Below are 23,777 nucleotides of genomic sequence, written 5' to 3' on the forward strand. Positions count from 1 at the left end.
AAGACGATGTCAAAAAGAGATTATTACGATATACTTGGCGTCGCGCGTTCAGCGGACGAGAAGGAGATTAAATCATCCTATCGCAAATTAGCGATTAAATATCACCCGGACAAAAACCCTGGTGATCATGAAGCGGAGGAAAAATTTAAGGAGGCTGCTGAGGCATACGATATCTTGAGCAATCCACAAAAACGTCAACGCTATGACCAATTTGGCCATGCTGGTAATTCAGCTAGTGGTGGCTACGGCGGTGGTGGCGGCATGAATATGGATGACATATTTAGCCAGTTTGGTGATATCTTTGGTGGCGGACACCCCTTCGAAAGTTTCTTCGGTGGTGGTGGCGGAGGTCAACGTGGTGGCCGCCGCGTAGCACGTGGAAGCAACTTGCGTATTAAAGTTAAATTGACTCTTGAAGAAATCGCTAAAGGTGTTGAGAAAAAAGTAAAGGTCAACAAACAAGTTTCCTGTCATAGCTGTGATGGCTCAGGAGCGAAAGACAAATCTTCTTTCCATACCTGTAAAACCTGTGGTGGATCAGGATCGGTACGCAGAGTAACAAATACCATCCTGGGCCAAATGCAAACCACCAGCACATGCCCTACCTGTAATGGTGAAGGTGTTGAAATTACCGCAAAATGTACAACTTGTAGAGGTGAAGGATTAGAGCGTGGTGAAGAAACAATCGCAATCAATATCCCTGCCGGCGTAAGCGAAGGAATGCAACTCTCTATGAGCGGCAAAGGAAATGCAGCTCCACGTGGCGGTATACCAGGGGATCTGATTATATTAATCGAAGAAGTTCCACACGAAAGCTTAAAACGTGACGGCCTTAATGTGATCTATGATCTGTACATTAATTTTGTCGATGCCACATTAGGTACCAGCGTAGAAGTTCCGACAATTGATGGAAAAGCTAAAATAAAAATCGAACCTGGAACACAAGGTGGCAAAATATTACGTCTGAAAGGAAAAGGTATCCCTGAAGTCAATTCTTACCATAAAGGTGATCAGCTTGTCTACGTGAATATCTGGACACCAAAAGCTGTATCCAACGAAGAAAAAGAACTATTGAATAAACTCAAAGAATCACCAAACTTTAAACCACAACCTGGTAAAAGTGAAAAATCATTCTTTGAACGTATAAAAGAATATTTCGAATAAAACTCGGATTAACCCGATGTCAAAAAGAGCCATTGATCCAATTGATCAATGGCTCTTTTTTTGCATTCTTACACCAAACTGACAAATAATAACAAAAGGTCAACAAAATATAGATATTTAAAAAATGAAGGGATTATCGATCAAAAAATAGCAAAATTTAAATAATTGAACCACTATTATTTACGAGTTTGACAAAATATCTAGACAATCCAGTGACAATAAAATAAAATAACTTTACGACATTTGACTAATAAATTAAAAAAGTCAGGAAGTAATTACTGACTTATTAGAACAAACTATTAAAATAAAAACACATGAAAAAAGTTTTACTTACATTAGCTGCCATTGCAGGTTTAACAATCGCAGCAAACGCACAAACTGAAAAAGGTAAAATCATGGTTGGTGGTCAAGTTGGCTTCCAAACTTCTAAAGTTAAAGATACTGACTTCAAAAATAATTCATTCTCCATCAACCCAACTGTTGGTTACTTCGTTAGCGACAACTGGGCTGTAGGTACTGGTGTTGGTTACGATTGGAGTAAAAATGAAACGAACAAAGACAACAGCACAAAAACAGATGCTTTCCAAGTATCTCCATTCGTTAGAAAATATACCGCTGAAGGACCAGTGAGATTTTTCGCTCAATTGTCAGTTCCAATGGCATGGGGAAAAACAACCGTGGAATCAAATAACGTTGAGACAAAAAACAAATTTGAAAGATACGGTGTTGAATTGGCTCCAGGTTTGGCGTACTTTCCTACGAGCAAAATCGGTATCGAACTAAAAGTTAGAGGTTTATACTACAACTACAACAAAGACAAAACTAACGATATTACAACAAACACATTCGGTTTGAACGTAAACTCTTTAGCGCCGACTTTAGGCGTGCAATTCCACTTCTAGTCAGTAGTTAATAACAAAAAAGGCTATAAGTATGAATACTTATAGCCTTTTTTATGGCTAGCGATAACGCTTCACAATACGTAGTTTATGCGAATATTTATTCAATTCCCGATTAAAGATCCCTTCATTATCCATTCGATCAATACGCACTTTAGCTGAAGCATGAATAATGGTATCCCGATCCAACATAATACCCACATGTGTAATGCGTCCATCCGCGTTGTCAAAATAAGCTAAATCTCCCGTTTTAATTTCCGAAATAAAATCAACAGTCTCCCCGATTTCCGCTTGCTGATATGCATCTCTTGGCAGGTTAATCCCAAAGCAACTATAAATCAGTTGAGAAAAACCTGAGCAGTCTATTCCCCATTGGGAGCGTCCGCCCCACAGGTATGGCGTATCCTTATAACTCGTAGCGAGTGCAGCAACCTCGGTCTCAAAATCAGATCTGGAAAAGGGATTGACATGGCCTTGGTAAGCCAGATCCAGCTCACCTAAAGTAAACCTATTAGCCTCATCCATATAAAGTTTTGTGCCGTGGCATAGATGAAGTTGATTCTCATTATTAAAAAGCAATCCGCCTTCCCTTCCGACCAAACTTGGCGTTCCAGCAAAATAGTGCTCAATTTCTTCTGGATCAACGACTATAAACTGACCATTCTGGATCCAGCCATCATAGTTCGTTTCCAACATCCTTATCGCTGTCCAGTCAGTCTCAACCTTCATAATTTCAAATAATTCACCAAATAACACCTGAGAAACCATCTCGCTCCGATGTGCCTGCTCCGAACGCAAAGGAACCAAAGCAAGTGTACAAATGCCATATTTCATAGGCCAAATAAAAACAAAATTGTCAAATCTATGATTATATATTATAAAACGAAGATAAATTAATTATAGTAGATATGGAGAATACAAATTTAAAATTCAAAAGAATACTCGTTGCAGTCGATGATGCTCCATGTTCTGAAAAAGCCATTCTATATGCTAGAGAAATGGCTCAGGTATTTGGTGCCTCTGTTGCCCTTGTCACTGTTATCCCCCCAACCTCCCCAACAAATTTCGGAGCAGATCCACTATTGGGTCAGCAACCCATTATCGTACCGGAAGTATCCGAAATGGAGCAGGAAAATGCGCAAAAATATCTTGAAAAATTAAGTCGGGAATTTACCGATTACGGTGAAGTATATCTTTTCAACCGAATTGGGTCCATCAAAGAAGAAATTCTTGCAGCCTCCCATGAATGGTCGGCAGATCTGATTATTATGGGATCAAATGGGAGAACCGGATTTGATCATTTCATTTCGGGTTCCGTATCTGAATCTGTGATTCGCAAAGCAACTTGTCCAGTATTGGTCATACCAAGCAAATGTGATTAATGGATATGCGATAATGAAATAGCTGGCACTAAAATAAAGCGCCTATTCTTAGAAAAAGAATAGGCGCTTCTATATTTTTAGTCCAATCTGGCTATTTTTTGATCAACCGAGCAACAAACATGCTATCTGCTCTTTCTGTATAACCATCCAGACAACGCATACTTTCCAGTTCAAATCCCAAATTGTTTAAGATATAGTCAACAACATCCTCGTTCTCCGCTTTAAATACAGAGCAGGTAATATAAACCAGCGGCTTACCTACTTTCACATATCCCGCAACATGGCTAGCGATAGTTTTCTGCAATACGCTAAATTCCTCAATCTTAGCCGTTTTAAATTCCCGGATCATCTCTGGTGTACGTCCCCAGGTACCCGAGCCTGTACAAGGTGCATCTAATATTACCCCATCAAATTTCTCGTTCCCCAATATTGGATAAGGGTCTTTTGTCAGATCCAATATTTTCTTACGGTAATGTTTAATACCAGCATGATCAAATCGCTCATCCAGGTTACGAAGGATACTCATGCGAAGATCAGATACCAATAAATTAACAGAAGGGCATGCATCCATTAATAAAAGAGATTTACCTCCCGATGCAGCACAAGCATCCCACCAGGATTCTCTGTCCTCGGGTTTCATAAATTCAAGCGTACGCTGTGAGGATAAATCTTGTACTTCAATCAGTCCTTCCAATGTTGAAAATCGCTGTAAAGAGGTACCATTGGCCAAAGAGATGGTCTGATCACTCAATTCACTATAGGGAATCTGATTTTCGTCCAAAATTGCGCGAACGATCTTATTCTTACCTCGTTTTACCCGAATATACAGATGAGGCTGAACCAGTTGGCTCTTCAAAAATAGTTTGGTATCAATCTGAGGCGAGAAATAGGCTGTGAAAGGAAATAGGTCCTCACGTTTTAGCAGTCCTTCAGATTCAAGAAAAGCAATCTTCTTATCTAAAGATAAGCCCAGCTTATCACTATAAGCAGGTTCAAGTATATTGACCAAAGGGCTCTCGTTTTCACATAAAAACTCCGCAAGCACCAATCGTCGTTGCTGTGACAACTGTGAAGCTGCTAGCCCCAAGCGGAAATAGTTATAGCACAGACGGGAAGTGGACCGACGATCCGAAGACCCCATCTGTTTATTCTCCTTAAAAAAAGTTGTTAAATACCGCGAAAACGGTTGATCTCCTTCGAAACCATCCATCGCCCGCTCAAAATTACGTATTTGTTGGTAAACACGTTTTTCACTGAATTCAGCCATTCAAAGATTATTTTCTTTCAAATTTCTTGTTGTGATAAACCATGATCCCCAAAGCTCTATTGGCATACCCCCACTTTGGATAGAACTCAAATCTATAATCGCTATTGAGTCCAGAGAATTTCTCCTGAGTCATATGGCTTACATAATCAACACCGTATTTATGAAGTAGACGGCCAAAATAAACTGCCGCATCATAACCCTTATAAGAAAACTCAGAAGGATCTACTTTATACAGTGATTTGTAATTTGATATGAACTTTTTCGTATCACCATCGGAATCACTAGCTAAGCTCGAAGAAGTAACCGTCAAACTATAAAAATCCATGTTTTCAAAATTTTCAAAAGAAAGTTTTGAAAGATTTGGATGACCATACAACTTGAATTGGTTGCCAGAACTCAAAAAACGCTCATCCATAGCATCCAACAATCCTTTTACCAAGTTCTTATTAGCGGTTCCGGATACAACATGATTTGTTCCAATCTGCACGAGACTATTATTGAGCTCATTAACGCTCATAACCGTTTTTACTTTTGCTTGTGCATTCGCTTTTGTGACCTCGCTGGCAAAATTGACCAGGAATTGTTTGCTTTCATCATCTCCGGCATCATAGATCAAAATCTGATCTCCATTATAATACTGATCAGCGACATATTTCGCCATTGTTTCGGAATGCGTCCGTATAGATGGTGTCATGGACACCAAGTTTGGAACACTAAATTCCGAAGCCATGGTAGCTGCCAATGGAGACACCTGGAGAACATTTTTATTCGCAAAGGTCTGTGCAAAACTTCTGATTTCCCGTGGGTAAACGGGACCAACAACAAGTGCAGCATCTTTTACTGCTGCTGCTGTTCCCAAAGACGCGTTATAAGCTACATTATCGCGCGAGTCGATGACCTGCAGATCAAACAGCATTCCATCCTTAGCGATCTTGTCTAGACCTGTTTGAAAACCTTGGTAAAAGTCCAATGCCAAAGCAGATCGCTCGACATCTTCAGTAGTCACCGTTTTAGCAATGCTATTTAGTTCAAACGGTAAAAGAAGTGCAATTTTATTGTTTTTAACCGAATGGCCGTTTACATTTTGCACATCGCCTACTTTGACAGCAGGCTTATCTTTCTCACTGTTTGGTTTGGTGACAGCAGTTTGCTGTTCGCCCCGACTAGAAGAGGGCGAACGCAATACTGTGCTTTTTTTGGTTGTACAGCTGGCGAGGCATAATGCCACGAGTGCTGCAACCCATATTTTATTCCCACTCAATCGTAGCGGGCGGTTTTGAACTGATATCATATACAACTCTGTTTATTCCTTTCACATGGTTGATAATTTCATTTGAAATTTTTGCCAACAGGTCATATGGTAGATGTATCCAATCTGCAGTCATTCCATCAAGAGATCCTACAGCTCTTAAGCTCACAACATGCTCGTAAGTACGTTCGTCACCCATTACCCCTACCGAACGCACAGGTAAAAAGATTGTACCAGCTTGCCATACTTTATCATACCATCCTGATTCCTTCAAGTTGCTGATAAAGATTGCATCTGCTTCCTGAACAATTCTTACTCTTTCGGCTGTAATATCACCTAAAATACGAATGGCCAAACCAGGACCTGGAAATGGATGTCTACCTAAAATCGCCTGATCTACCTCTAATGCCTTCCCAACTCTTCTGACTTCGTCTTTAAATAAAGTCTTTAATGGTTCAACAACTTTCAGTTTCATAAAATCAGGCAAACCGCCGACATTATGATGTGATTTTATTGTTGCGGAAGGTCCTTTAACCGAAACTGATTCAATGATATCGGGATAGATTGTACCTTGTCCCAACCATTTCGCTTCGATGCCCTCTGGCAATTCTTTTTGAATTTCCTTCGCAGCTTCGTCAAACACATCAATAAAGGAATTACCAATGATCTTACGTTTTTCCTCAGGTTCAGAAACTCCTGCCAAACGACCATAGAATAGGTCTTTTGCGTTAATTCCCTTAATATTTAAACCCATATTTTTGTAAGAATCCAATACTTGCTCATATTCATCTTTACGAAGCAAGCCATGATCCACAAAAATACAATGTAATTTTTGTCCAATTGCATGGTGTAATAATACTGCGGCAACAGTAGAATCTACACCTCCAGATAAAGCCATGATCACATGGTCATTACCCAACTGCTCTTTCAATGATGCTACAGTAGTCTCCACAAATGCATCTGGAGTCCAGTCTTGCGCACAACCACAGATACCAACAACGAAGTTTTTCAACAAAATAGCACCATCTGTACTATGTGTTACCTCTGGGTGAAACTGTATACCAAAAGTACGTGTTCCTTTAACCTGGTATGCTGCAACACGCACTTTGTCTGTGCTGGCAATGATATCAAAATTTGCAGGTACCTCTTTGATCGTATCGCCATGCGACATCCATACCTGAGACTGCACAGGCACACCTGCCAATAATTCATTTTCACTATTGACAAATTGCAGATTTGCACGACCATACTCACGGATTTCAGATGGTAATACATCTCCGCCCGATTGTTGAGCAATGTATTGTGCACCATAACACACTCCTAAAAGTGGGAAACGCTCCTGAATAGCGACAAAATCAATTTGAGGTGCATCCTCTTGTCGAACGGAAAAGGGACTTCCTGAGAATATAACACCTTTCACAGATTCGTCAAAATCTGGCAATTTATTAAACGGGTGTATCTCACAATACACATTTAGTTCTCTGACACGTCTTGCAATCAATTGCGTGTACTGAGACCCGAAGTCTAGAATGATAATTTTTTCTGGCATGCTGCAAAGGTAAGTATTACGAATGAATTATTAAATGTCAAATCAGGAAATAATACCTGCTTTTAACAGTTCAATTTCCATTTCTTTTTGTAGTTTTAAGGCCTCTTCACGTGCGCGTTCCGCAAAATCACGTCCTTTTGAAGCATATATAATTCCTCTTGTGCTATTGACCAAGAGTCCACAGTCTTTATTCATACCATATTTGCAAACATCTTCCAATGAACCACCCTGTGCACCGACGCCCGGTACCAATAGGAAATGTTCTGGAGCATGCTCACGGATTTTAATAAAGCCCTCTCCTCTGGTTGCACCGACCACATACATTAAATTTTCGATACTGCCCCAGGTATTTACTTTGTCAATGACTTGTTCAAATAACTGAAGACCTTCCTTATTTTCAAAATTCTGAAAATCTAAACTTCCCTCATTAGAGGTCAATGCTAATACAATAGCCCATTTGTCTTTGAACTCCAAAAATGGAGTAACGGAATCTTTTCCCATGTAAGGAGCAATGGTTATGCTATCGAATCCTAGACCGGAGTTTGACTCATCAAAAAAAGCCATGGCATAACGACCTGAGGTATTTCCGATATCACCACGTTTGGCATCAGCAATACTAAAACAATCTTTTGGTAATGCTGCCCAAGTTTTTTGAAGCGACTGCCATCCCTTTAATCCGTAACATTCATAAAAGGCAATATTAGGCTTATAAGCAACACATAGATCAGCTGTAGCATCGATAATGGCTTTATTGAAACTATAGATCGGATCCTCATCATCCAAAAGATGCTCAGGAATCTTAGTAAGGTCTGTGTCCAGTCCGACACATAAAAACGAACGTTTCTCTTTAATTTGATGAATAAGTTCTGCTCTGGTCATGCTAATGTATAGATCGTAATTATTTATTGATTAAATCTTGAATAAAGGTTGCCACATCAGGCGTGGAATAATCTGCCATACCCTCGTGTCGTGTAGCAAGGTTACCTCCCTTGTCCAAAATCACGGTACTTGGGATAGACTCTGAAAGCCACTCTTTGGGAATATCGCTGTTTGGATAACTGATCGGCAAGGTTAACTTCTCATTCTTGACAAAAGCAGCAGCTTTTTCCTTGTCACCCTCTATCTCCACAATCAGAAATACAATATTCGGATTGTCCTTAAATTTATCGTAAAGCACATTAATAGAAGGCATCTCAGCTCGGCATGGCCCACACCAGGTTGCCCAAAAATTGATAAAAACGACCTTGCCCTTTAAGTCTGCTACCTGAACGGTTTCGCCCATATGGTTAACAAAAGAAACGGTATTGCTGGCAGATTTCGCTCCAGCATCAATCGGCTCAGCAGCCTTTTTTGGCACTTCCAATGTCGGTTTAAATAAACCAATTTTCATCAGCATCTGTTGAAAATAGCTCCTACTCGTTGGCCATATTAATAAACCAATAAGTATCACAAATACAACATTCCCGATTATCTTTTTTGTTTTTGGATTCATAAAGAATAATTACGGCAGGTTAAGCGTCAAATTTATCCAACAACTTGAGCAAAGTCGCGAAGTCTTTTGGATAAGGTGCCTCGAACACCATCTTCTCACCGTTCAATTCAAACTCCACATGTTTGGCGTGTAGGGCAAAACGTTTCATGATCGGTTGCTCCTCTTCATCTTTGGATAAGGTATAGCCTCTTTTCTTTATTTGCGACAAATAAACAGGTTTACCACGGTACATACTATCTCCTACAATGGCAGCATGCTGCGTTGCCAAGTGGATACGGATCTGGTGCATACGTCCAGTGATCGGTTTACACTCCACTAAGGTGTAATTCTTATAGTATTTAAGCGAATTAAAGATAGTTTCGGCAGGTTTACCATTGGCACGGTCAATAGAGACACTTTTGTTACCCTGATTCAAAATAGGCAAATCAACCACGAGATCCTGAAACGTGTGTGTACCACCAATGATTGCATGGTAGATTTTGTTGACTCTCCTCTTTTCGAATGCGATGGAAATCGAGCGGTAAGTTTCCGGATTTTTCGCAATCAACAAAATACCTGAAGTCTCCTTATCCAAACGATGGCAGACTTGAGCATCAGCATGATATTTCTTTGCCAAACGGAGAATGTTAATCTCTCCCCCCTCTCTTTCATCCAAAGAAGCAACAAAAGGTGGTTTATTTATAACAATCAAATTTTCATCCTCATGGATTATTAATTCTGAAAATTTGGGAAATTTAAATAGACGGGTTTCATTCTGTATCATTTTACAAAAATACAAAACACAAGGCAGAATATTGGCCAATGTATGATAAAAACCTTACTTTTGGGCATATAATATAAGTTAAGATGTCTGTAAACAAAGAAATAAAACGAGTAAGCACAGCGATGCTACAAGCAATGAAAGACCGTAAAGAGAAGATTTCTATGCTGACGAGCTATGATTACTCCATGGCCAAAATGGTGGATAGCGCTGGTGTGGATGTCATTCTAATCGGAGATTCTGCAGCCAATGTATTCGCCGGTTATGAAACTACCCTGCCAATTACCCTTGACAATATGATCTATCACGCAGCAGCAGTTGCCCGGGGTACCGAACGCGCCATGGTCTTAGCAGACTTACCTTTTGGCAGCTATCAAGGCTCAGCCAACGAGGCTTACAATGCAGCTGTTCGCATGATGAAGGAATCTGGTGCCCATGCCTTGAAATTAGAAGGTGGCCTGGAGATCATCGAAAATATCAGAAAAATTATTTCTGGTGGAATCCCTGTTTGTGGACATCTGGGCTTAACGCCACAATCCATTAATAAGTTTGGAAATTTTGGTGTACGTGCCAAAGAGGAACAAGAAGCCGCTAAACTTATTGAAGATGCCCTAGCCTTACAAGAAGCAGGTTGTTTTGCCATCGTATTGGAGAAAATCCCAGCTGCTCTGGCAAAGACAGTAACCGAAAAATTGGCCATTCCAACCATAGGGATTGGAGCTGGTGCCGATTGTGACGGGCAAGTGCTTGTGATCAATGACATGCTGGGCATGAATGCTGACTTTAAACCTAAGTTTATGCGGCATTTCGCCAATCTACATGAGCAGATCACTACAGCAGTAAGCAACTATGTTGCTGAAGTCAAGGCAGTGCAATATCCAAACACTGAAGAACAATACTAAGTAAAGCGCTATGAGATTGTTGATCATAGGACTAATTCTCCTTGTCGCCTATCTGATGCTTCGAAAAAAGTTTAATTTTTTCGAAGCATCAGATACGAATTCCAAAAACTTAAAATCGGGTTTTCAATTGATAGAAGCACCAGCTGCTCTTATTCAATCCACCTTAAAGAAAACAATCTCCAATGTCATTATGGGCCTGGTGCTGATCCTCATCACGGTATTACTCTTTGTCAAAATTAAAATCGTGTTGCTTCTCCTCCCAATTGCCTTCTTTTTAATTGGATACCTCTTTCTTTTCAACAATCACTTCAGCAAGGTTAAAAGCCAACAGATTTGGTTTAACGCCAAAACAAATGAAGTTTTTGTTGAACAGCTTAAGGCAGAAAACTATGCTTTTAACATTTTCCAGGATGTACAGGCAGTGCAAAAGATCGAATCTGTTCAAACAACAAGAGGATTGCTCTATGGCTATTATCGGATAAAACTAAAAAATCAACTTTTGGAAATCCCCTATTTGCTGGCTGAAAACAAACCGACCAACAATCTGTTTTTTGACACCCTCACCCAAAACTTTAAAATTGAAACACAGAAAAGAATTTTCCCAATCATTTAACAATTAGCTGATTGCAAATACAAAAGAAAAATGGTATATTTAGGTTAATCAAAAGTAAATTGTTAAAACCAAAATATTTTATACTATGGGAAAAGGTGATATCAAAACCAGAAGAGGAAAAATATCAAATGGTTCTTTTGGAAAAAGAAGGCCACATTTATCGAAAGCTTCCATCAAGCCAAAAGTAGGTGATGCAGCGCCAAAAGAAGTTGAAAAGAAAGCAGCTAAAGCGAAAAAATAGTAAGCATAAAGCTAGAACAGGTTTCTAGCTTTTTTTATAGTATGTAGTCCCATTAGTGGATATACGGACAAATTCTTTATTATCTTGCAGTCTGTATTGTAAAATCCTTTTGACAACCGGTATCATCATTAGAATAAACCTATCTTTATCCGTCAAATCAAAAAACCACATAAGGACTATACCGCATGAATAAAAAAACGACCCTCTACATCATTTTAGCCTGTGCTGTCATTGGAGGGGGATATTTCCTCTTAAATCCAAAAAAAGATAAGAAAGAAAGCGATAAATCTGCTGTCAAAAAGGATGCTCCTATCCCTGCGCAGGCGATTATCGCAAAGTCATCTGTAGCGGATCGTTCCATCAATTTGTCTGGAAGTATCGATGCAGAAGAAAAGGTGGAGATCAGAAGCGAAGTCAGTGGTCGAATTACAAAAATCTACTTTTCTGAGGGGCAGCGGATCCAACAGGGACAGCCCCTGATCAAGATTGATGATATCGAGCTACAGGCGCAGCTTAAACAGGCGCAAACAACAAATCAACTAAATGCCGAAAATGAGCGTCGCGCAAAACTGTTGCTTCAAAAGGGAGCAATCAGTCAGGAAGAATTTGATATCGCCAGTGCGGCACTTAAAACTTCACAAGCGCAGATCCAGCTGATTCAGGCGCAGATTTCCAAAACAACCGTACGTGCACCATTTAGTGGAATGATCGGCTTAAGGAATATTTCTGTTGGTGCTATCGTCTCATCCAATACACTGATTGCAAATTTGGTCAAGGACAATTCAGTGAAGATTACCTTCGCTATTCCAGAGAAATACAGCAACGTAATCAAACTAAACACCCCCATCGAATTTAGTGTTGCCAATGACCCTACAGTCATCAAAGCGAATATCTATGCCATAGAGCCTGAGGTATCCCTGAATACGCGTACCCTGACTGTCCGTGCGCGGGCAGCAAACGAACAAGGGCGGCTTCGGGTAGGCTCTTTTGTCAATGTCATCCTACCGATAGAAGTAGAAAATGATGCCATTGCTATCCCAACAGAAGCGATAGTACCAGTTCAAGATGGCAAAAAAGTCTTTATATTACAGAATGGTCTGGCTAAAGAAACCAAAGTTGAAACTGGTGCCCGTACCGATAAGGAGATTGTTATCCTATCGGGTATAAGTGCTGGAGATACTGTATTGACAACAGGTGTTCTCGCATTAAAAGATGGAGTGAAAGTTAAAGTATCATTAGCTAACTAACTGTACATGAATTTATCTGCCGTTTTTATTAAGCGCCCTGTGCTAACCATTGTCGTCAATATTACGATTATTCTATTTGGCTACATTGGCTTTAGCTTTCTGGGTGTGCGTGAATACCCTTCTATTGATCCGGCGATCGTATCGGTGCGCACCAATTATGCTGGCGCCAATCCCGATATTATCGAATCCCAGATCACCGAACCTTTAGAGAAAGCTATCAACTCCATCGATGGTATCCGCAACATATCATCCTCCAGCAATCAGGGATCCAGCAATATCACCATCGAATTTGATTTAAAGAAAAATCTGGAAGAGGCTGCCAATGACGTCCGCGATAAGGTATCCCAAGCAGTGAGAAGTTTGCCGCAGGATATCGATGCTCCGCCCGTAGTTTCAAAAGCAGATGCGGATTCCGACCCCATCATTACGCTCACCCTGCAAAGCGAAACGAGAGATAAACTTTCCTTGAGCGACTATGCCGAAAATGTTATCTCCGAAAGATTACAGACCATCCCTGGCGTCAGTAGCACGCAAATCTATGGTCAAAAACGATATGCCATGCGGCTCTGGCTCAATCCTGACCGGATGGCGGCCTATGGTATTACCGCCTCCGATATCCGTACCGCATTGAATAATCAAAATGTCGAATTGCCTTCCGGTAAAATTGTTGGTAATACCACTGAATTAACCGTAAAAACCGTAGGTAACCTTTCCACACCCGAGCAGTTTAACAATATTGTCCTAAAAGCAGATAGCACGCGCTTGGTTAAGTTTATAGACATTGGTCGTGCAGAAATTGACGCCGAAAATTTGGAGACCAAAATGGTCAGTAATGGCAAGCAGCTGGTTGGTGTTGCCATTATTCCACAGCCAGGAACAAATTACCTTGATATCGCCGACAATTTTTACAAGATGCTCGATCAGATGAAAGAAGATATCCCACAAGATATCAGTATCAATATCGCATCTGACAATACCAAATTCATCAAAAAGTCCGTTGTAGAGGTTGCTGAGACCTTGCTGATTTCCATCATCCTGGTTACGCTGATCATCTATTTCTTCTTTCGCGATTGGGGAATAGCCTTGCGACCGCTATTGGACATCCCGGTTTCACTGATCGCAACTTTTTTTATCATGTACATTTTCGGATTTTCAATCAATGTGCTTACCTTGCTTGCGATTGTATTGGCAACCGGACTCGTGGTTGATGATGGGATTGTTGTTACCGAAAACATTTTTAAGAAAGTTGAAGAAGGCATGTCCCCTATTGAAGCTGCGTTAAAGGGTTCAAAGGAGATTTTCTTTGCTGTTATTTCCATTTCCATCACACTTGCTTCTGTTTTCTTACCTGTCATATTTCTGGAGGGATTCGTTGGGCGACTATTTCGGGAATTCGGTGTGGTCATCGCGTCGGCCGTACTGGTATCAGCCTTTGTTTCACTGACGTTGACTCCTATGCTAAATGCTTATCTGATTAAGGGCGGCGGCCACAAAAAGACCCGCTTTTATGAATGGACCGAGCCGATGTTTGTTAAAATGAACAAAGGTTACGCCAATTCCCTGGATAAATTCATGAGATTCAAATGGATAAGCTTTCCGATCTTATTGATCTGTTTTGTCATCATTGCGGTGATTTTCTCCTCGATCAAAAAAGAAACTGCTCCTTATGACGACCGGAGTGCCATCATGGTCAATGTTACTGGTCCCGAGGGCGCAACCTATGAATACATGGATCGCTATATGCAGGAACTGGATAAACTGGTTTACGATTCTATTCCCGAAAATAAGATCAGTTTGAATATCACCTCTCCAGGTTTTGGAGCCAGTTCTGTCAACTCTGGACGTATTCGGATGACCCTGGTCGATCCTGAAGAACGTACAAGGTCACAAGATGATGTGGCGAAAGAGCTGACCAAATGGACAAAAAAATACGATGGTGTGCGTGTCAATGTATCGCAGACGCCAACCATTTCGATGAACCGTCGAGGTGGCTTACCCGTGCAATATATTATTCAGGCACAAAATTTTGAAAAGCTTCAGGAAAAAATACCGGAATTTATGAATGAGGTGAATAATGATCCAACATTCTCAACAACGGATATCAACCTGAAGTTTAACAAACCCGAACTTCATGTCGAGATCGATCGCTTAAAAGCCCTGAGTATGGGCGTATCTGTGCTGGATGTATCCCAATCCCTCCAATTGCTGTTAAGCGGTCAGCGTTTTGCTTATTTTATGCGCGATGGCAAGCAATATCAGGTGATTGGACAGGTTGATAACAACAGACGGGCAACACCAACAGATCTGACCTCAATTTATGTTCGCAATAATATCGGGCAGCTCATACAACTCGATAATGTTGTCAATGTCAAAGAAGAAAGTAGTCCACCTCAACTTTACCACAATAATCGGTATATGTCAGCAACAGTTTCTGCAGGCTTGGCTCCGGGCATGAGTATGAGTGACGGTATTGCAGCAATGGACCGTATCAAGGAGAAAGTATTGGATCAAAGTTTTACCACTGACCTCAGTGGCGAATCCCGCGATTTTGTCGAAAGTAGCTCCAATACCCTATTTGCTTTTGGATTGGCCCTACTGTTGATCTATTTGATATTAGCCGCTCAGTTTGAAAGCTTCCTAGATCCTTTTATTATTATCCTTACCGTGCCAATGGCTGTAGCCGGTGCATTGATCAGTCTATGGTTATTTGATCAGACCTGGAATATATTCAGCCAGATCGGAACCATCATGCTGATAGGTCTGGTGACCAAAAACGGGATCTTGATTGTTGAATTTGCTAACCAAATGCGGGAAGAAGGAATGGAAAAATTTGAAGCAATTATGCATTCGGCCGAATCACGTCTGCGGCCGATCTTAATGACCAGTCTAGCCATTGCGCTTGGCGCATTACCCATTGCGATGTCTCTGGGTGCAGCTTCTACAAGTCGTATTGGTATGGGGGTTGTCATCGTCGGTGGCACCATATTCTCACTGATACTGACCTTGTTTATCATCCCTGCAATTTATTACATGTGGTCAAGACCAAAGAAACACAGACCTGAATTTGACAACATTAAAAGCTACGAATAGATCAGACATGAAGAGAAATGTAATCATAACACTGCTGCTTAGTTTCATCCTAATTCAAGCTCGTGCACAACAAATGTTGACGCTAGAAGAAGCATTAACAACAACTTTGAGCAACAACTTTAATATCCTTTTGGCGAAAAATGACAACAAAATAGACATTGAAAACACAAGCCTTGGGAGTGCCGGGATGCTTCCAGCGGTTACGGGTAATTTCAGTCGGAGCAACTCGATCCAAAACTCCCGGCAAGTACGAGCTGATGGTCAGGTACAACAGATTTCCAATGCGAAAAACGACAATATGTCTTATGGTGTCAATCTCAACTGGACGGTCTTCGACGGGTTCGGTATGTTTGCCCGTCGTGATAGATTCAAAGAAATACAGCGTCAGGGTGAAGCCGAAATCAAATTTGAGGTAATCAGCCAATTGAGTGAAGTTATCGCTACCTATTACGGTTTAGTGCAACAAAAGCGTTTATTGAATGCTTTAGATACGACCATTACCCTGTCTCAATACCGCGTTACCCTAGCCGAGAACCGTTTAGAGATCGGAAAAGGATCTAAATTGGATTTACTGAATGCAAAAGTGGATCTAAATACCGATCAGACGAATTTACTGCGCCAGCGGGAAAGTTTCCAAAACACGAAGACTTACCTGAACCAGCTCATGACCCGTGATCTGGGCATAGATTTTCAGGTTGAAGACGAAATGAAACTGGATACCGACCTTAAGCTGGGCGATCTAATCCAAATTGCTGACCAACAAAATCCGCAGGTACAACTCGCCCTCATCAATAGACGGGTTGCCGAACTGAACCTAAAATCTGTAAAAGCAGAACGTTATCCCAAAATAGGCCTGAATACAGGATACAATTGGAATGAATCCCACTCCTCACTGGGCTTCTCCACGGAGAACAAAAATAAAGGTCTCAACTATGGCGTCACCGCTTCCCTGAATATCTTTAATGGATTTATTCAAAACAGGAATGAACGGATTGCCAAATTTCAGGTACAAAGCACCGAAATACAGATTCAACAACAAAAGCAAAGTATACAGGCACAAGTTAGGACCCTATTTCAAACCTATATCACCAACATCGAATTGGCGGACGTAGAAAAAAAGAATGAGGAGCTCGCCAGAGAAAATCTAAATATCACCATGGATAAATTTCGCATCGGAACAATTACGACACTCGAGGTTAGAACGGCGCAACTAAATTACATCAATGCCATGACGCGGAGCTATACCGCACAATACGATGCAAAGGTTTCGGAAATACGTCTGAAAGAATTAACAGGCGAAACCTATTAATTCGCCTGAATTATTAGGCCGCCAGCGGCCTGCAAAACCAATCCGTTCGCATTGAAAATTAGGCAAGAAAAAAGCTCCTGAAAAATTTCAGGAGCTTTTTTTATCGGAAGTCGTTCTTATTAATAGTCAATTGCAATAATAGACCGAAGTGGGATCAATACGCCACTTTTGATCTGAATATATCTATCGGTTAATGACCACACTGTGGTTTCGATACGCTTTGGTCCGGAATCTGTTTGAAAGGCTATTTCAGTTTTGGATTTAAATTCATTTCCCAACCGAAGGGCCCCTTTCAATTTATCCATAAAACTCGCTGACTTATCTTCACTCGCAGGGATAAATTTAAATTGAGGAATTTCCTCTTTAGCTATTAGTTCTCCAACCATAATATTAGCAATTAATGTGTAAATTTAATGTTTCGCGCTATACTAGATATAACGTGATAAAACCAATCTTATTTTATTATTTTATGCCATTGGCTTATTTAAATCTACCTAATCTGATGATAATAATCAATTAAATAATTGAAAACTATCATTTATTTTACAATAAAAAAACGATTGGCAGCTTTCCGTTTTTTTTGTCTATTTATGCCCAAAAACAGCCCAACAGTTCATATTATCTGAATATCTTAAAATTATGTCATTTCATTTTGAATTTAAGGCACAAATCAGTCATATTGCCTAATTTTGCAAAAAACTAAACAACAAATGGAAAAATCAGTCTTTGAGAAAAACTGGGAAATTTATTTCACACAATGTTACTCCAATGGTCGTATCCGTTTCTCCGACTTGTCAAATATTCTTCAACTTACTGCGGGTGAACATGCGACCAATGTTGGTTTCGGTTTTAAAGAAATGGCCAAACACAACCAAACTTGGGTACTTAGCCGAATGCGTATTGAAATCAACAGACTGCCCAAATGGATGGACATTGTCCAGGTAAGAACATGGATACAGGAACTGGAGGGTGCGCGCTCTACACGTAATTTTGAAATTTTGGTGAATGGACAGGTGTATGTTACGGCCACAAGCTATTGGGCGGTAATCAATACCGTAAAAAGAAGTTCCGAAGATCTAGCCATTTCAGCAGCAGGTTTTACAACTTACCCCGATCGCCCTGCGACACAACGACCATTCTCAAAACTGGATATTTCTCAGCTTGTCAAAAATATAGATCAATATATCGTCAAGTTATCTGATCTTGATATTGTTAATCATGCCAATAATGTCAAATACCTGGACTGGTGTATGGATAGACTCCCGATCGAACTCGTTCTGACCAATCAGATCAAGTCGTTGGAGATGAACTACCTCAGAGAACTGCGTTACAATGACACTGTGGACATTAACGGTGATTCGACAGACAAGGGCTATTTCATGACTGTCACAAAACAAAAGCGTATTCATTTCGCCCTGGAGGTAGAGACAAAATAAAAAAGGAGGCTTGAGCCTCCTTTTTTATTTTCCGCAGAGCATAGTTACTATGCAAATGCTTTGTCTCCTTTTTTGTAAGGAAAGTTCCCATCATATTTTCCAGGAATTTTGACAAAACGTAGTGCTTTTGTACAACCCAATTCGGAGTTAAAGAAACCTGTCAACGTCAATTGCTTAAACATCGTGAACCAGTGTGGTGGATCATTTTCTACGTAATTATACAATTGATTTTGTTTTTCTTTGTTTTTCTCCAGGATGTCCTTTTGATCTTCAGCTTGTTTCTTATTGAACTCATTTGCTTCTTTATCCAAAGCTGCTGCTACCGCTGTACGATCTGCCGCCGAAAGCTCAAGGAAAGGTTTTCCTTTGACTTCTTTTGCTTTATTATCCAAGCTTGCGAGACCAGTTACAAATGCTTTCTGTTGTTTTTCAGTGTAACAGTCACGGACCATCACAGGAATAAAGCTTCCTACACCAGCTTCTTTAGCTCCAGGAGTAGCGGTTGCAGGTAAAATAGCCTCAGCTAAATCGCCCAACAAATCTGTCGTTTTTGCTTCAAATAAGCCTTCCACATCCTTTGTAGCCGAACGCGTACAGCCTTCCAAAAATAAATTGGCGCCGATAACGGTACCTCCTAAAATCAAGGCAACTCGTTGTAATGCTTCTCTTCTATTCATACTACTAAATATCTTAATTTTAGAAATTATATTTCATTTCCCAACCTTGTCTGTAATTACGTTTGACATATTGATTCACATGATCAAAGTTTGTCACTCGCATATTGTCATTATCCCATAACAATTTTAGATTACGTCCTGGATATTTTCCATCTAAACGTAAATCAGCGCCTCTAATCGCAAGGTTAGCCATCAACAAAGCTTCAGTCAATGGACCAGCAATTTCAAATGGTGAACTCACTTCTTTTTTACCATAACCAGCTTGACAAGCTTCCACCCATTGTGCATAGTGACCAGATTCTTGTCCCGGTACACGTGCATATTTCTGCGCAACTTGATCTTTTCTTGATGTTGGTAACAAACGTGCATTTTGACCGTATGTATCCGCAAGGATCTTACCTTTGGTACCGACTAGCAAAATACCATTGCCACCATCACCGAAGATTTCATTTGGACCCAATTCATCCGGACGTGCAGGTTGAATACCACCATCCATCCAATGTAATGTTACAGGACCATTTGTACGCGGTGTTTTAGGGAACGTCAATGTCGCGTGACTTGATGGAGGACAGCTCTCAGGGAAATAACCACGTTTGAACTCATCCACATAAACAGAACCTACAGTTGCCTGTACATCTTGTACATAAGTCAAGCCTAAAGTACTAAAAGGAACTTCCAACAAGTGACAACCCATGTCACCCAATGCACCCGTACCATAATCCCACCAGCCACGCCAGTTGAACGGCACCAATTTATCTACATACTCCTTGTGAGGAGCAGTTCCCAACCAAAGATCCCAATCCAATTCTTTCGGAATTTCAGCCTTACCTGTAGGCCATGCAATACCAGAAGGCCATACCGGACGGTCAGTCCAACAATATACCGTATGTACATCACCGATTAAACCAGCTTCGTACCATTCACGGACAAAACGTGGTCCATCATTGGATGCACCTTGGTTTCCCATCTGGGTGACAACTTTATATTTCTTCGCAGCATGTGTCAGGGCTCTTGCTTCCCAAACATCATGAGTCAGAGGTTTCTGAACATAGACGTGCTTGCCAAGTTGCATGGCAGCCAACGCTTGAATCGCATGTTGATGATCTGGAGTAGAAACAGAAACAGCTTCAATGCGTTTATGCTCTTTGTCCAACATCTCCCGATAATCTTTATAATATTTTGCTTTTGGGTAACGCTTCAACGCACCTGCAGCACGACGATCATCCACGTCACATAAGAAAGCGAGATCCGCTTTACCTGAATCATGAAATGAGTTAATGTCGCTGAACCCTTTACCCCCTACACCAATACCAGCTATTTGTAACTTATCACTAGGAGCGATGAAACCATTTCCTCCTAATACATGACGAGGAACGATCATAAAAGCTGCCGCAGCGGTTGCCGCAGTCTTTAAGAAATCTCTTCTGCTCGACTTATTTGAGTTATTTTCCATTGTTATCAATCTTTAGCTATTAGATATTACCTTTTTTCAATTCACTAACCGCATAATCGACCGCACGTGCAGTAAGTGCCATATAAGTAAGTGAAGGGTTGACACAACCAGCAGAAGTCATACATGCACCGTCTGTAACAAATACATTTAATGCATCCCATACCTGGTTATTACCGTTCAATACAGATGTTTTAGGATCGAGACCCATACGCGCTGTTCCCATCTCATGGATACCTTGGCCAAGTCCATATACATTGTCATATGTATAGGTATCTTTTACGCCAATACTTTCCAGCATTTCCTTCATTTCATTTTGCATGTCAGCACGCATCTTCAATTCATTATCTTTGATTTCGGCATCAAATGATAATACAGGTAAGCCCCATTTATCTTTTTTGCTTTTATCAAGCGTAATTTTATTTTCATGGTACGGTAAGGTTTCTCCGAAAGCCGTGAAGCCCACGTTCCAGTCACCTGGTTCACAGATCGCATCTTTCCATGCACCACCAACTTCCATCTCTGCAACAGCACCAGACCAACGGCCTCTGCCTGCAGCACCTTGATAGCCAAATCCACGGACATAATCACGTTTCTTCGTATCGCCATCAACGTTTACAAAACGTGGCACATATAAGCCTGTTGGACGACGACCAAATACATAACTGTCCAGGTAGCCATCGACTTTACCCCCAGCACCACAACGGAAGTGGTGATCCATTAGGTTGTGACCAAGCTCACCGCTGCTGCTTCCAAGACCACCTTCCCATACGTCGGTAGCGGAGTTCATCAATACCCAAGTCGAATTTAGTGCTGATGCGCACACAAAAATGACCTTCGCAAAGAACTCATAGGTTTTGTTTGTTTCAGCATCAACAATTTCAACACCTTTCGCCTTTTTCGTATTTTTATCGTAGATAATCTTTGTAACAATAGAAAACGGACGTAATGTTAGGTTGTTCGTTTTCTTCGCTGCTGGTAAAGTTGCCGATTGCGTACTGAAATAAGCACCAAAGTTACAACCCAACCAACATTGATTTTGGTATTGACAGTTGACACGGCCTTCATGTGGCACAGTGATATTCGCTGTCCGTCCCATAATGAAATGACGTTGGCCACCATATTGTTTTTTCAATCGTTCAGCCAAATCCTTTTCTACAATATTCATCGGCATTGGCGGCATATAATCTCCGTCAGGAAGCGAAGCAACCCCATCTCTATTTCCAGAGATACCAGCAAATTTTTCCGCATAGCTATACCAAGGTGCAATATCTTTATAACGGATTGGCCAATCTACCCCATGCCCATCTTTCAAGTTAGCCTCGAAATCCAGGTCACCAAGGCGATAAGATTGTCTACCCCACATTAATGATCTACCACCGACATGATACCCGCGGTACCAATCAAAACGCTTCACCTCAGTATAAGGGCTATCTTTCTCATTCGCCCAAAGATCAAGGTTCTTTTCGTTCAATGGATAATCTCTGCGCAATACTGGATAATCCTCAATCATCTGCTGGGTACGACCACCAGCATGAGGCCATTCCCATGGCATTTTGTTTGGCGCAGTATAATCCTTAATGTGTTCGATGTTACGACCACGCTCTAGCATAATTGTTTTCAGTCCTTTTTCTGTCAATTCTTTCGCAGCCCATCCACCACTTATCCCAGAACCGATTACAATCGCGTCATAAGTATTTGTTGCCATCTCTCTTCTAATTATTTGTTTTTAAATAGTTATTTTTTCTGTTTAGTGTGCAGCCTTGGCATTATCTACCTTCTCATCTTTAAAGAGCGCTAGAAAGATAAAAAACACCACTGCGGCAATAATTGCAGGAACGACCCAAGTATGATTCCAAAATGCAGCTAAATCTGTTGCTTTCAAATCTTTATATTTGTCGCCTACATAACTTGCTACCCAAAAGCCGATCAACTGACCAACACCGTAAGTTGCCAATGTAATCAATCCCTGTGCGGCAGACTTGTATTTAATACCCGCTTTGCTATCTGTATAAATCTGTCCCGAAACAAAGAAAAAGTCATAACAGATTCCGTGTAATGCGATACCGATCAACAGCATGAACGAAAGTTCACCAGCATTGCCATAAGCAAACAATAGATAACGGATCACCCATGCCAACATCCCTACCAGAATCGTTTTCTTGAATCCAAATTTTGTAAAGAAAACCGGAAGAGCCAACAAGAACAAGACCTCTGAAGCCTGACCAATTGTCATCTTACCAGTTGGATTTTCCAAACCGATTTCGGTCAGGAATAGATTCGCGTTTGAATAATAGAATGCTAAAGGAATACAGATTAGAACGGAGGATACAAAAAAGATCAAAAAGTTTTTGTCTTTCAACAATTTGATGGCATCTAAGCCAATGATTGATGCAAATGATGGTTTCTCACCTTCATCCAGTTTAACTGGAGGTGTTTTTGGTAAAGCAAAGGAAAATACCCCTAATACTAAAGAAGCAACACCCGACATCAGGAATGTATTCTTCAGCGCGCCATCCGAAGCTGCCGCATCCCATTTGAAGATATAGCTAATTGCTAGACCTGCCACAATCCAACCAATTGTTCCCCAGATACGTATAGCCGAGAACTGTTTTTCTGGATTTGTTAATTGGCGAAATGAAACCGAGCTTGCCAAAGCTAACGTTGGCATATATAAAACCATATAGGCCAATACATAAGGATAGAAAGTAGACATATCGGCCGCACCATACATCTGATACATTAATACGGCACCGACCAAGTGCAAAACACCCAAAATACGCTCGGCATTAAAATAACGATCGGCAATCATTCCTACAATAAAGGGAGCGATAATCGCGCCCAATGACTGCGTCGAAAATACATTGGCCATTTCGAAATCCGTTGCGTGCAGATTCTTGCTCAAAAAAGTGCCTAATGTGACAAACCATCCCCCCCAAATAAAAAATTCAAGGAACATCATGAAGGATAGTTTAAATTTTATTGTTGATGAAATCATAAATAAATGGTGTTTTACAATACTACTAATTGGTTTTACCTGCTCAATTTAA

Annotated in this window: 22 protein-coding genes; 10 read left to right on the plus strand and 12 right to left on the minus strand. The window is 40.7% G+C overall.

Annotated elements, in window-relative coordinates; translation table 11 throughout:
• The first annotated feature begins 6 nt into the window (after positions 1–6).
• Both dnaJ and DFQ12_RS05975 read left to right on the plus strand, forming a co-directional pair.
• A complete protein-coding gene (gene dnaJ, locus DFQ12_RS05970; RefSeq protein WP_120258061.1) occupies positions 7–1,164 on the plus strand; it encodes a molecular chaperone DnaJ in 1,158 nt (385 codons plus the stop codon).
• Positions 1,165–1,478: 314 nt separating this feature from the next.
• On the plus strand, positions 1,479–2,066 hold the full coding sequence (locus DFQ12_RS05975; protein WP_120258062.1) for a porin family protein: 588 nt from the start codon (positions 1,479–1,481) through the stop codon (positions 2,064–2,066).
• A gap of 57 nt (positions 2,067–2,123) precedes the next feature.
• Here DFQ12_RS05975 and DFQ12_RS05980 read toward each other — a convergent pair whose 3' ends face one another.
• A complete protein-coding gene (locus tag DFQ12_RS05980) occupies positions 2,124–2,897 on the minus strand; it encodes a C40 family peptidase (protein WP_120258063.1) in 774 nt (257 codons plus the stop codon).
• Between the two features lie 74 nt (positions 2,898–2,971).
• On the opposite strand from DFQ12_RS05980, the gene DFQ12_RS05985 reads away from it, so the two are divergent.
• Complete coding sequence (locus DFQ12_RS05985) at positions 2,972–3,445, plus strand: universal stress protein (protein WP_120258064.1); 474 nt, start codon at positions 2,972–2,974, stop codon at positions 3,443–3,445.
• A gap of 91 nt (positions 3,446–3,536) precedes the next feature.
• On the opposite strand, the gene DFQ12_RS05990 is transcribed toward DFQ12_RS05985, so the two are convergent.
• The 6 genes from DFQ12_RS05990 to DFQ12_RS06015 are packed head-to-tail and all read right to left on the minus strand — an operon-like array spanning position 3,537 to position 9,765.
• Positions 3,537–4,712, minus strand: a complete 1,176-nt coding sequence (locus DFQ12_RS05990; RefSeq protein WP_120258065.1) for an RsmB/NOP family class I SAM-dependent RNA methyltransferase — start codon at positions 4,710–4,712, stop codon at positions 3,537–3,539.
• 7 nt (positions 4,713–4,719) lie between these two features.
• Complete coding sequence (locus DFQ12_RS05995) at positions 4,720–6,003, minus strand: ABC transporter substrate-binding protein (RefSeq protein WP_120258066.1); 1,284 nt, start codon at positions 6,001–6,003, stop codon at positions 4,720–4,722.
• Positions 5,960–7,510, minus strand: a complete 1,551-nt coding sequence (gene guaA / locus DFQ12_RS06000; RefSeq protein ID WP_120258067.1) for a glutamine-hydrolyzing GMP synthase — start codon at positions 7,508–7,510, stop codon at positions 5,960–5,962. Before guaA ends, DFQ12_RS05995 begins: the two co-directional genes overlap by 44 nt.
• A gap of 42 nt (positions 7,511–7,552) precedes the next feature.
• Positions 7,553–8,389, minus strand: coding sequence for an orotidine-5'-phosphate decarboxylase (gene pyrF, locus DFQ12_RS06005; RefSeq protein WP_120258068.1), 837 nt, complete (start codon positions 8,387–8,389; stop codon positions 7,553–7,555).
• 19 nt (positions 8,390–8,408) lie between these two features.
• Positions 8,409–9,002 (minus strand): TlpA family protein disulfide reductase, encoded by a 594-nt coding sequence (locus tag DFQ12_RS06010; RefSeq protein ID WP_120258069.1) that lies wholly within the window; start codon positions 9,000–9,002, stop codon positions 8,409–8,411.
• 19 nt (positions 9,003–9,021) lie between these two features.
• On the minus strand, positions 9,022–9,765 hold the full coding sequence (locus tag DFQ12_RS06015) for an RluA family pseudouridine synthase (protein ID WP_120258070.1): 744 nt from the start codon (positions 9,763–9,765) through the stop codon (positions 9,022–9,024).
• A gap of 83 nt (positions 9,766–9,848) precedes the next feature.
• Between DFQ12_RS06015 and panB the strand changes: the two genes are divergently transcribed.
• From panB to DFQ12_RS06045, 6 genes are all read left to right on the plus strand, one after another.
• Positions 9,849–10,664: a 3-methyl-2-oxobutanoate hydroxymethyltransferase gene (panB, locus tag DFQ12_RS06020; protein ID WP_120258071.1), complete on the plus strand. Its 816-nt coding sequence runs from the start codon at positions 9,849–9,851 to the stop codon at positions 10,662–10,664.
• A 10-nt stretch (positions 10,665–10,674) separates the two neighbouring features.
• A complete protein-coding gene (locus DFQ12_RS06025) occupies positions 10,675–11,277 on the plus strand; it encodes a hypothetical protein (protein ID WP_147420340.1) in 603 nt (200 codons plus the stop codon).
• A gap of 85 nt (positions 11,278–11,362) precedes the next feature.
• Complete coding sequence (locus tag DFQ12_RS06030; RefSeq protein WP_120258073.1) at positions 11,363–11,518, plus strand: 30S ribosomal protein THX; 156 nt, start codon at positions 11,363–11,365, stop codon at positions 11,516–11,518.
• 185 nt (positions 11,519–11,703) lie between these two features.
• Positions 11,704–12,765 carry an efflux RND transporter periplasmic adaptor subunit gene (locus DFQ12_RS06035; RefSeq protein WP_120258074.1) on the plus strand — a complete coding sequence of 354 codons (1,062 nt, stop codon included), beginning with the start codon at positions 11,704–11,706 and terminating at the stop codon, positions 12,763–12,765.
• A gap of 6 nt (positions 12,766–12,771) precedes the next feature.
• Positions 12,772–15,855 (plus strand): efflux RND transporter permease subunit, encoded by a 3,084-nt coding sequence (locus DFQ12_RS06040; protein WP_120258075.1) that lies wholly within the window; start codon positions 12,772–12,774, stop codon positions 15,853–15,855.
• A 7-nt stretch (positions 15,856–15,862) separates the two neighbouring features.
• Entirely contained in the window at positions 15,863–17,164 is a 1,302-nt protein-coding gene (locus DFQ12_RS06045) for a TolC family protein (RefSeq protein ID WP_120258076.1), read from the plus strand.
• A gap of 119 nt (positions 17,165–17,283) precedes the next feature.
• Here the strand turns inward: DFQ12_RS06045 and DFQ12_RS06050 are convergent, their stop codons facing one another.
• Positions 17,284–17,550, minus strand: coding sequence for a hypothetical protein (locus tag DFQ12_RS06050; RefSeq protein WP_175991998.1), 267 nt, complete (start codon positions 17,548–17,550; stop codon positions 17,284–17,286).
• A gap of 324 nt (positions 17,551–17,874) precedes the next feature.
• On the opposite strand from DFQ12_RS06050, the gene DFQ12_RS06055 reads away from it, so the two are divergent.
• Complete coding sequence (locus tag DFQ12_RS06055) at positions 17,875–18,600, plus strand: acyl-[acyl-carrier-protein] thioesterase (RefSeq protein ID WP_120258077.1); 726 nt, start codon at positions 17,875–17,877, stop codon at positions 18,598–18,600.
• A 47-nt stretch (positions 18,601–18,647) separates the two neighbouring features.
• Here DFQ12_RS06055 and DFQ12_RS06060 read toward each other — a convergent pair whose 3' ends face one another.
• From DFQ12_RS06060 to DFQ12_RS06075, 4 genes are read right to left on the minus strand one after another with little or no spacing between them, the layout of a single operon-like run.
• Positions 18,648–19,277, minus strand: coding sequence for a gluconate 2-dehydrogenase subunit 3 family protein (locus tag DFQ12_RS06060; RefSeq protein WP_120258078.1), 630 nt, complete (start codon positions 19,275–19,277; stop codon positions 18,648–18,650).
• A 19-nt stretch (positions 19,278–19,296) separates the two neighbouring features.
• Positions 19,297–20,730 carry a Gfo/Idh/MocA family protein gene (locus DFQ12_RS06065; RefSeq protein WP_120258079.1) on the minus strand — a complete coding sequence of 478 codons (1,434 nt, stop codon included), beginning with the start codon at positions 20,728–20,730 and terminating at the stop codon, positions 19,297–19,299.
• Positions 20,731–20,749: 19 nt separating this feature from the next.
• Complete coding sequence (locus DFQ12_RS06070) at positions 20,750–22,435, minus strand: GMC oxidoreductase (RefSeq protein WP_120258080.1); 1,686 nt, start codon at positions 22,433–22,435, stop codon at positions 20,750–20,752.
• A gap of 42 nt (positions 22,436–22,477) precedes the next feature.
• Complete coding sequence (locus tag DFQ12_RS06075; protein ID WP_120259249.1) at positions 22,478–23,722, minus strand: MFS transporter; 1,245 nt, start codon at positions 23,720–23,722, stop codon at positions 22,478–22,480.
• Between the last annotated feature and the right edge of the window lie 55 nt (positions 23,723–23,777).

Source organism: Sphingobacterium detergens (assembly GCF_003610355.1).
In the GTDB taxonomy this organism is placed as follows: Bacteria; Bacteroidota; Bacteroidia; order Sphingobacteriales; family Sphingobacteriaceae; genus Sphingobacterium; species Sphingobacterium detergens.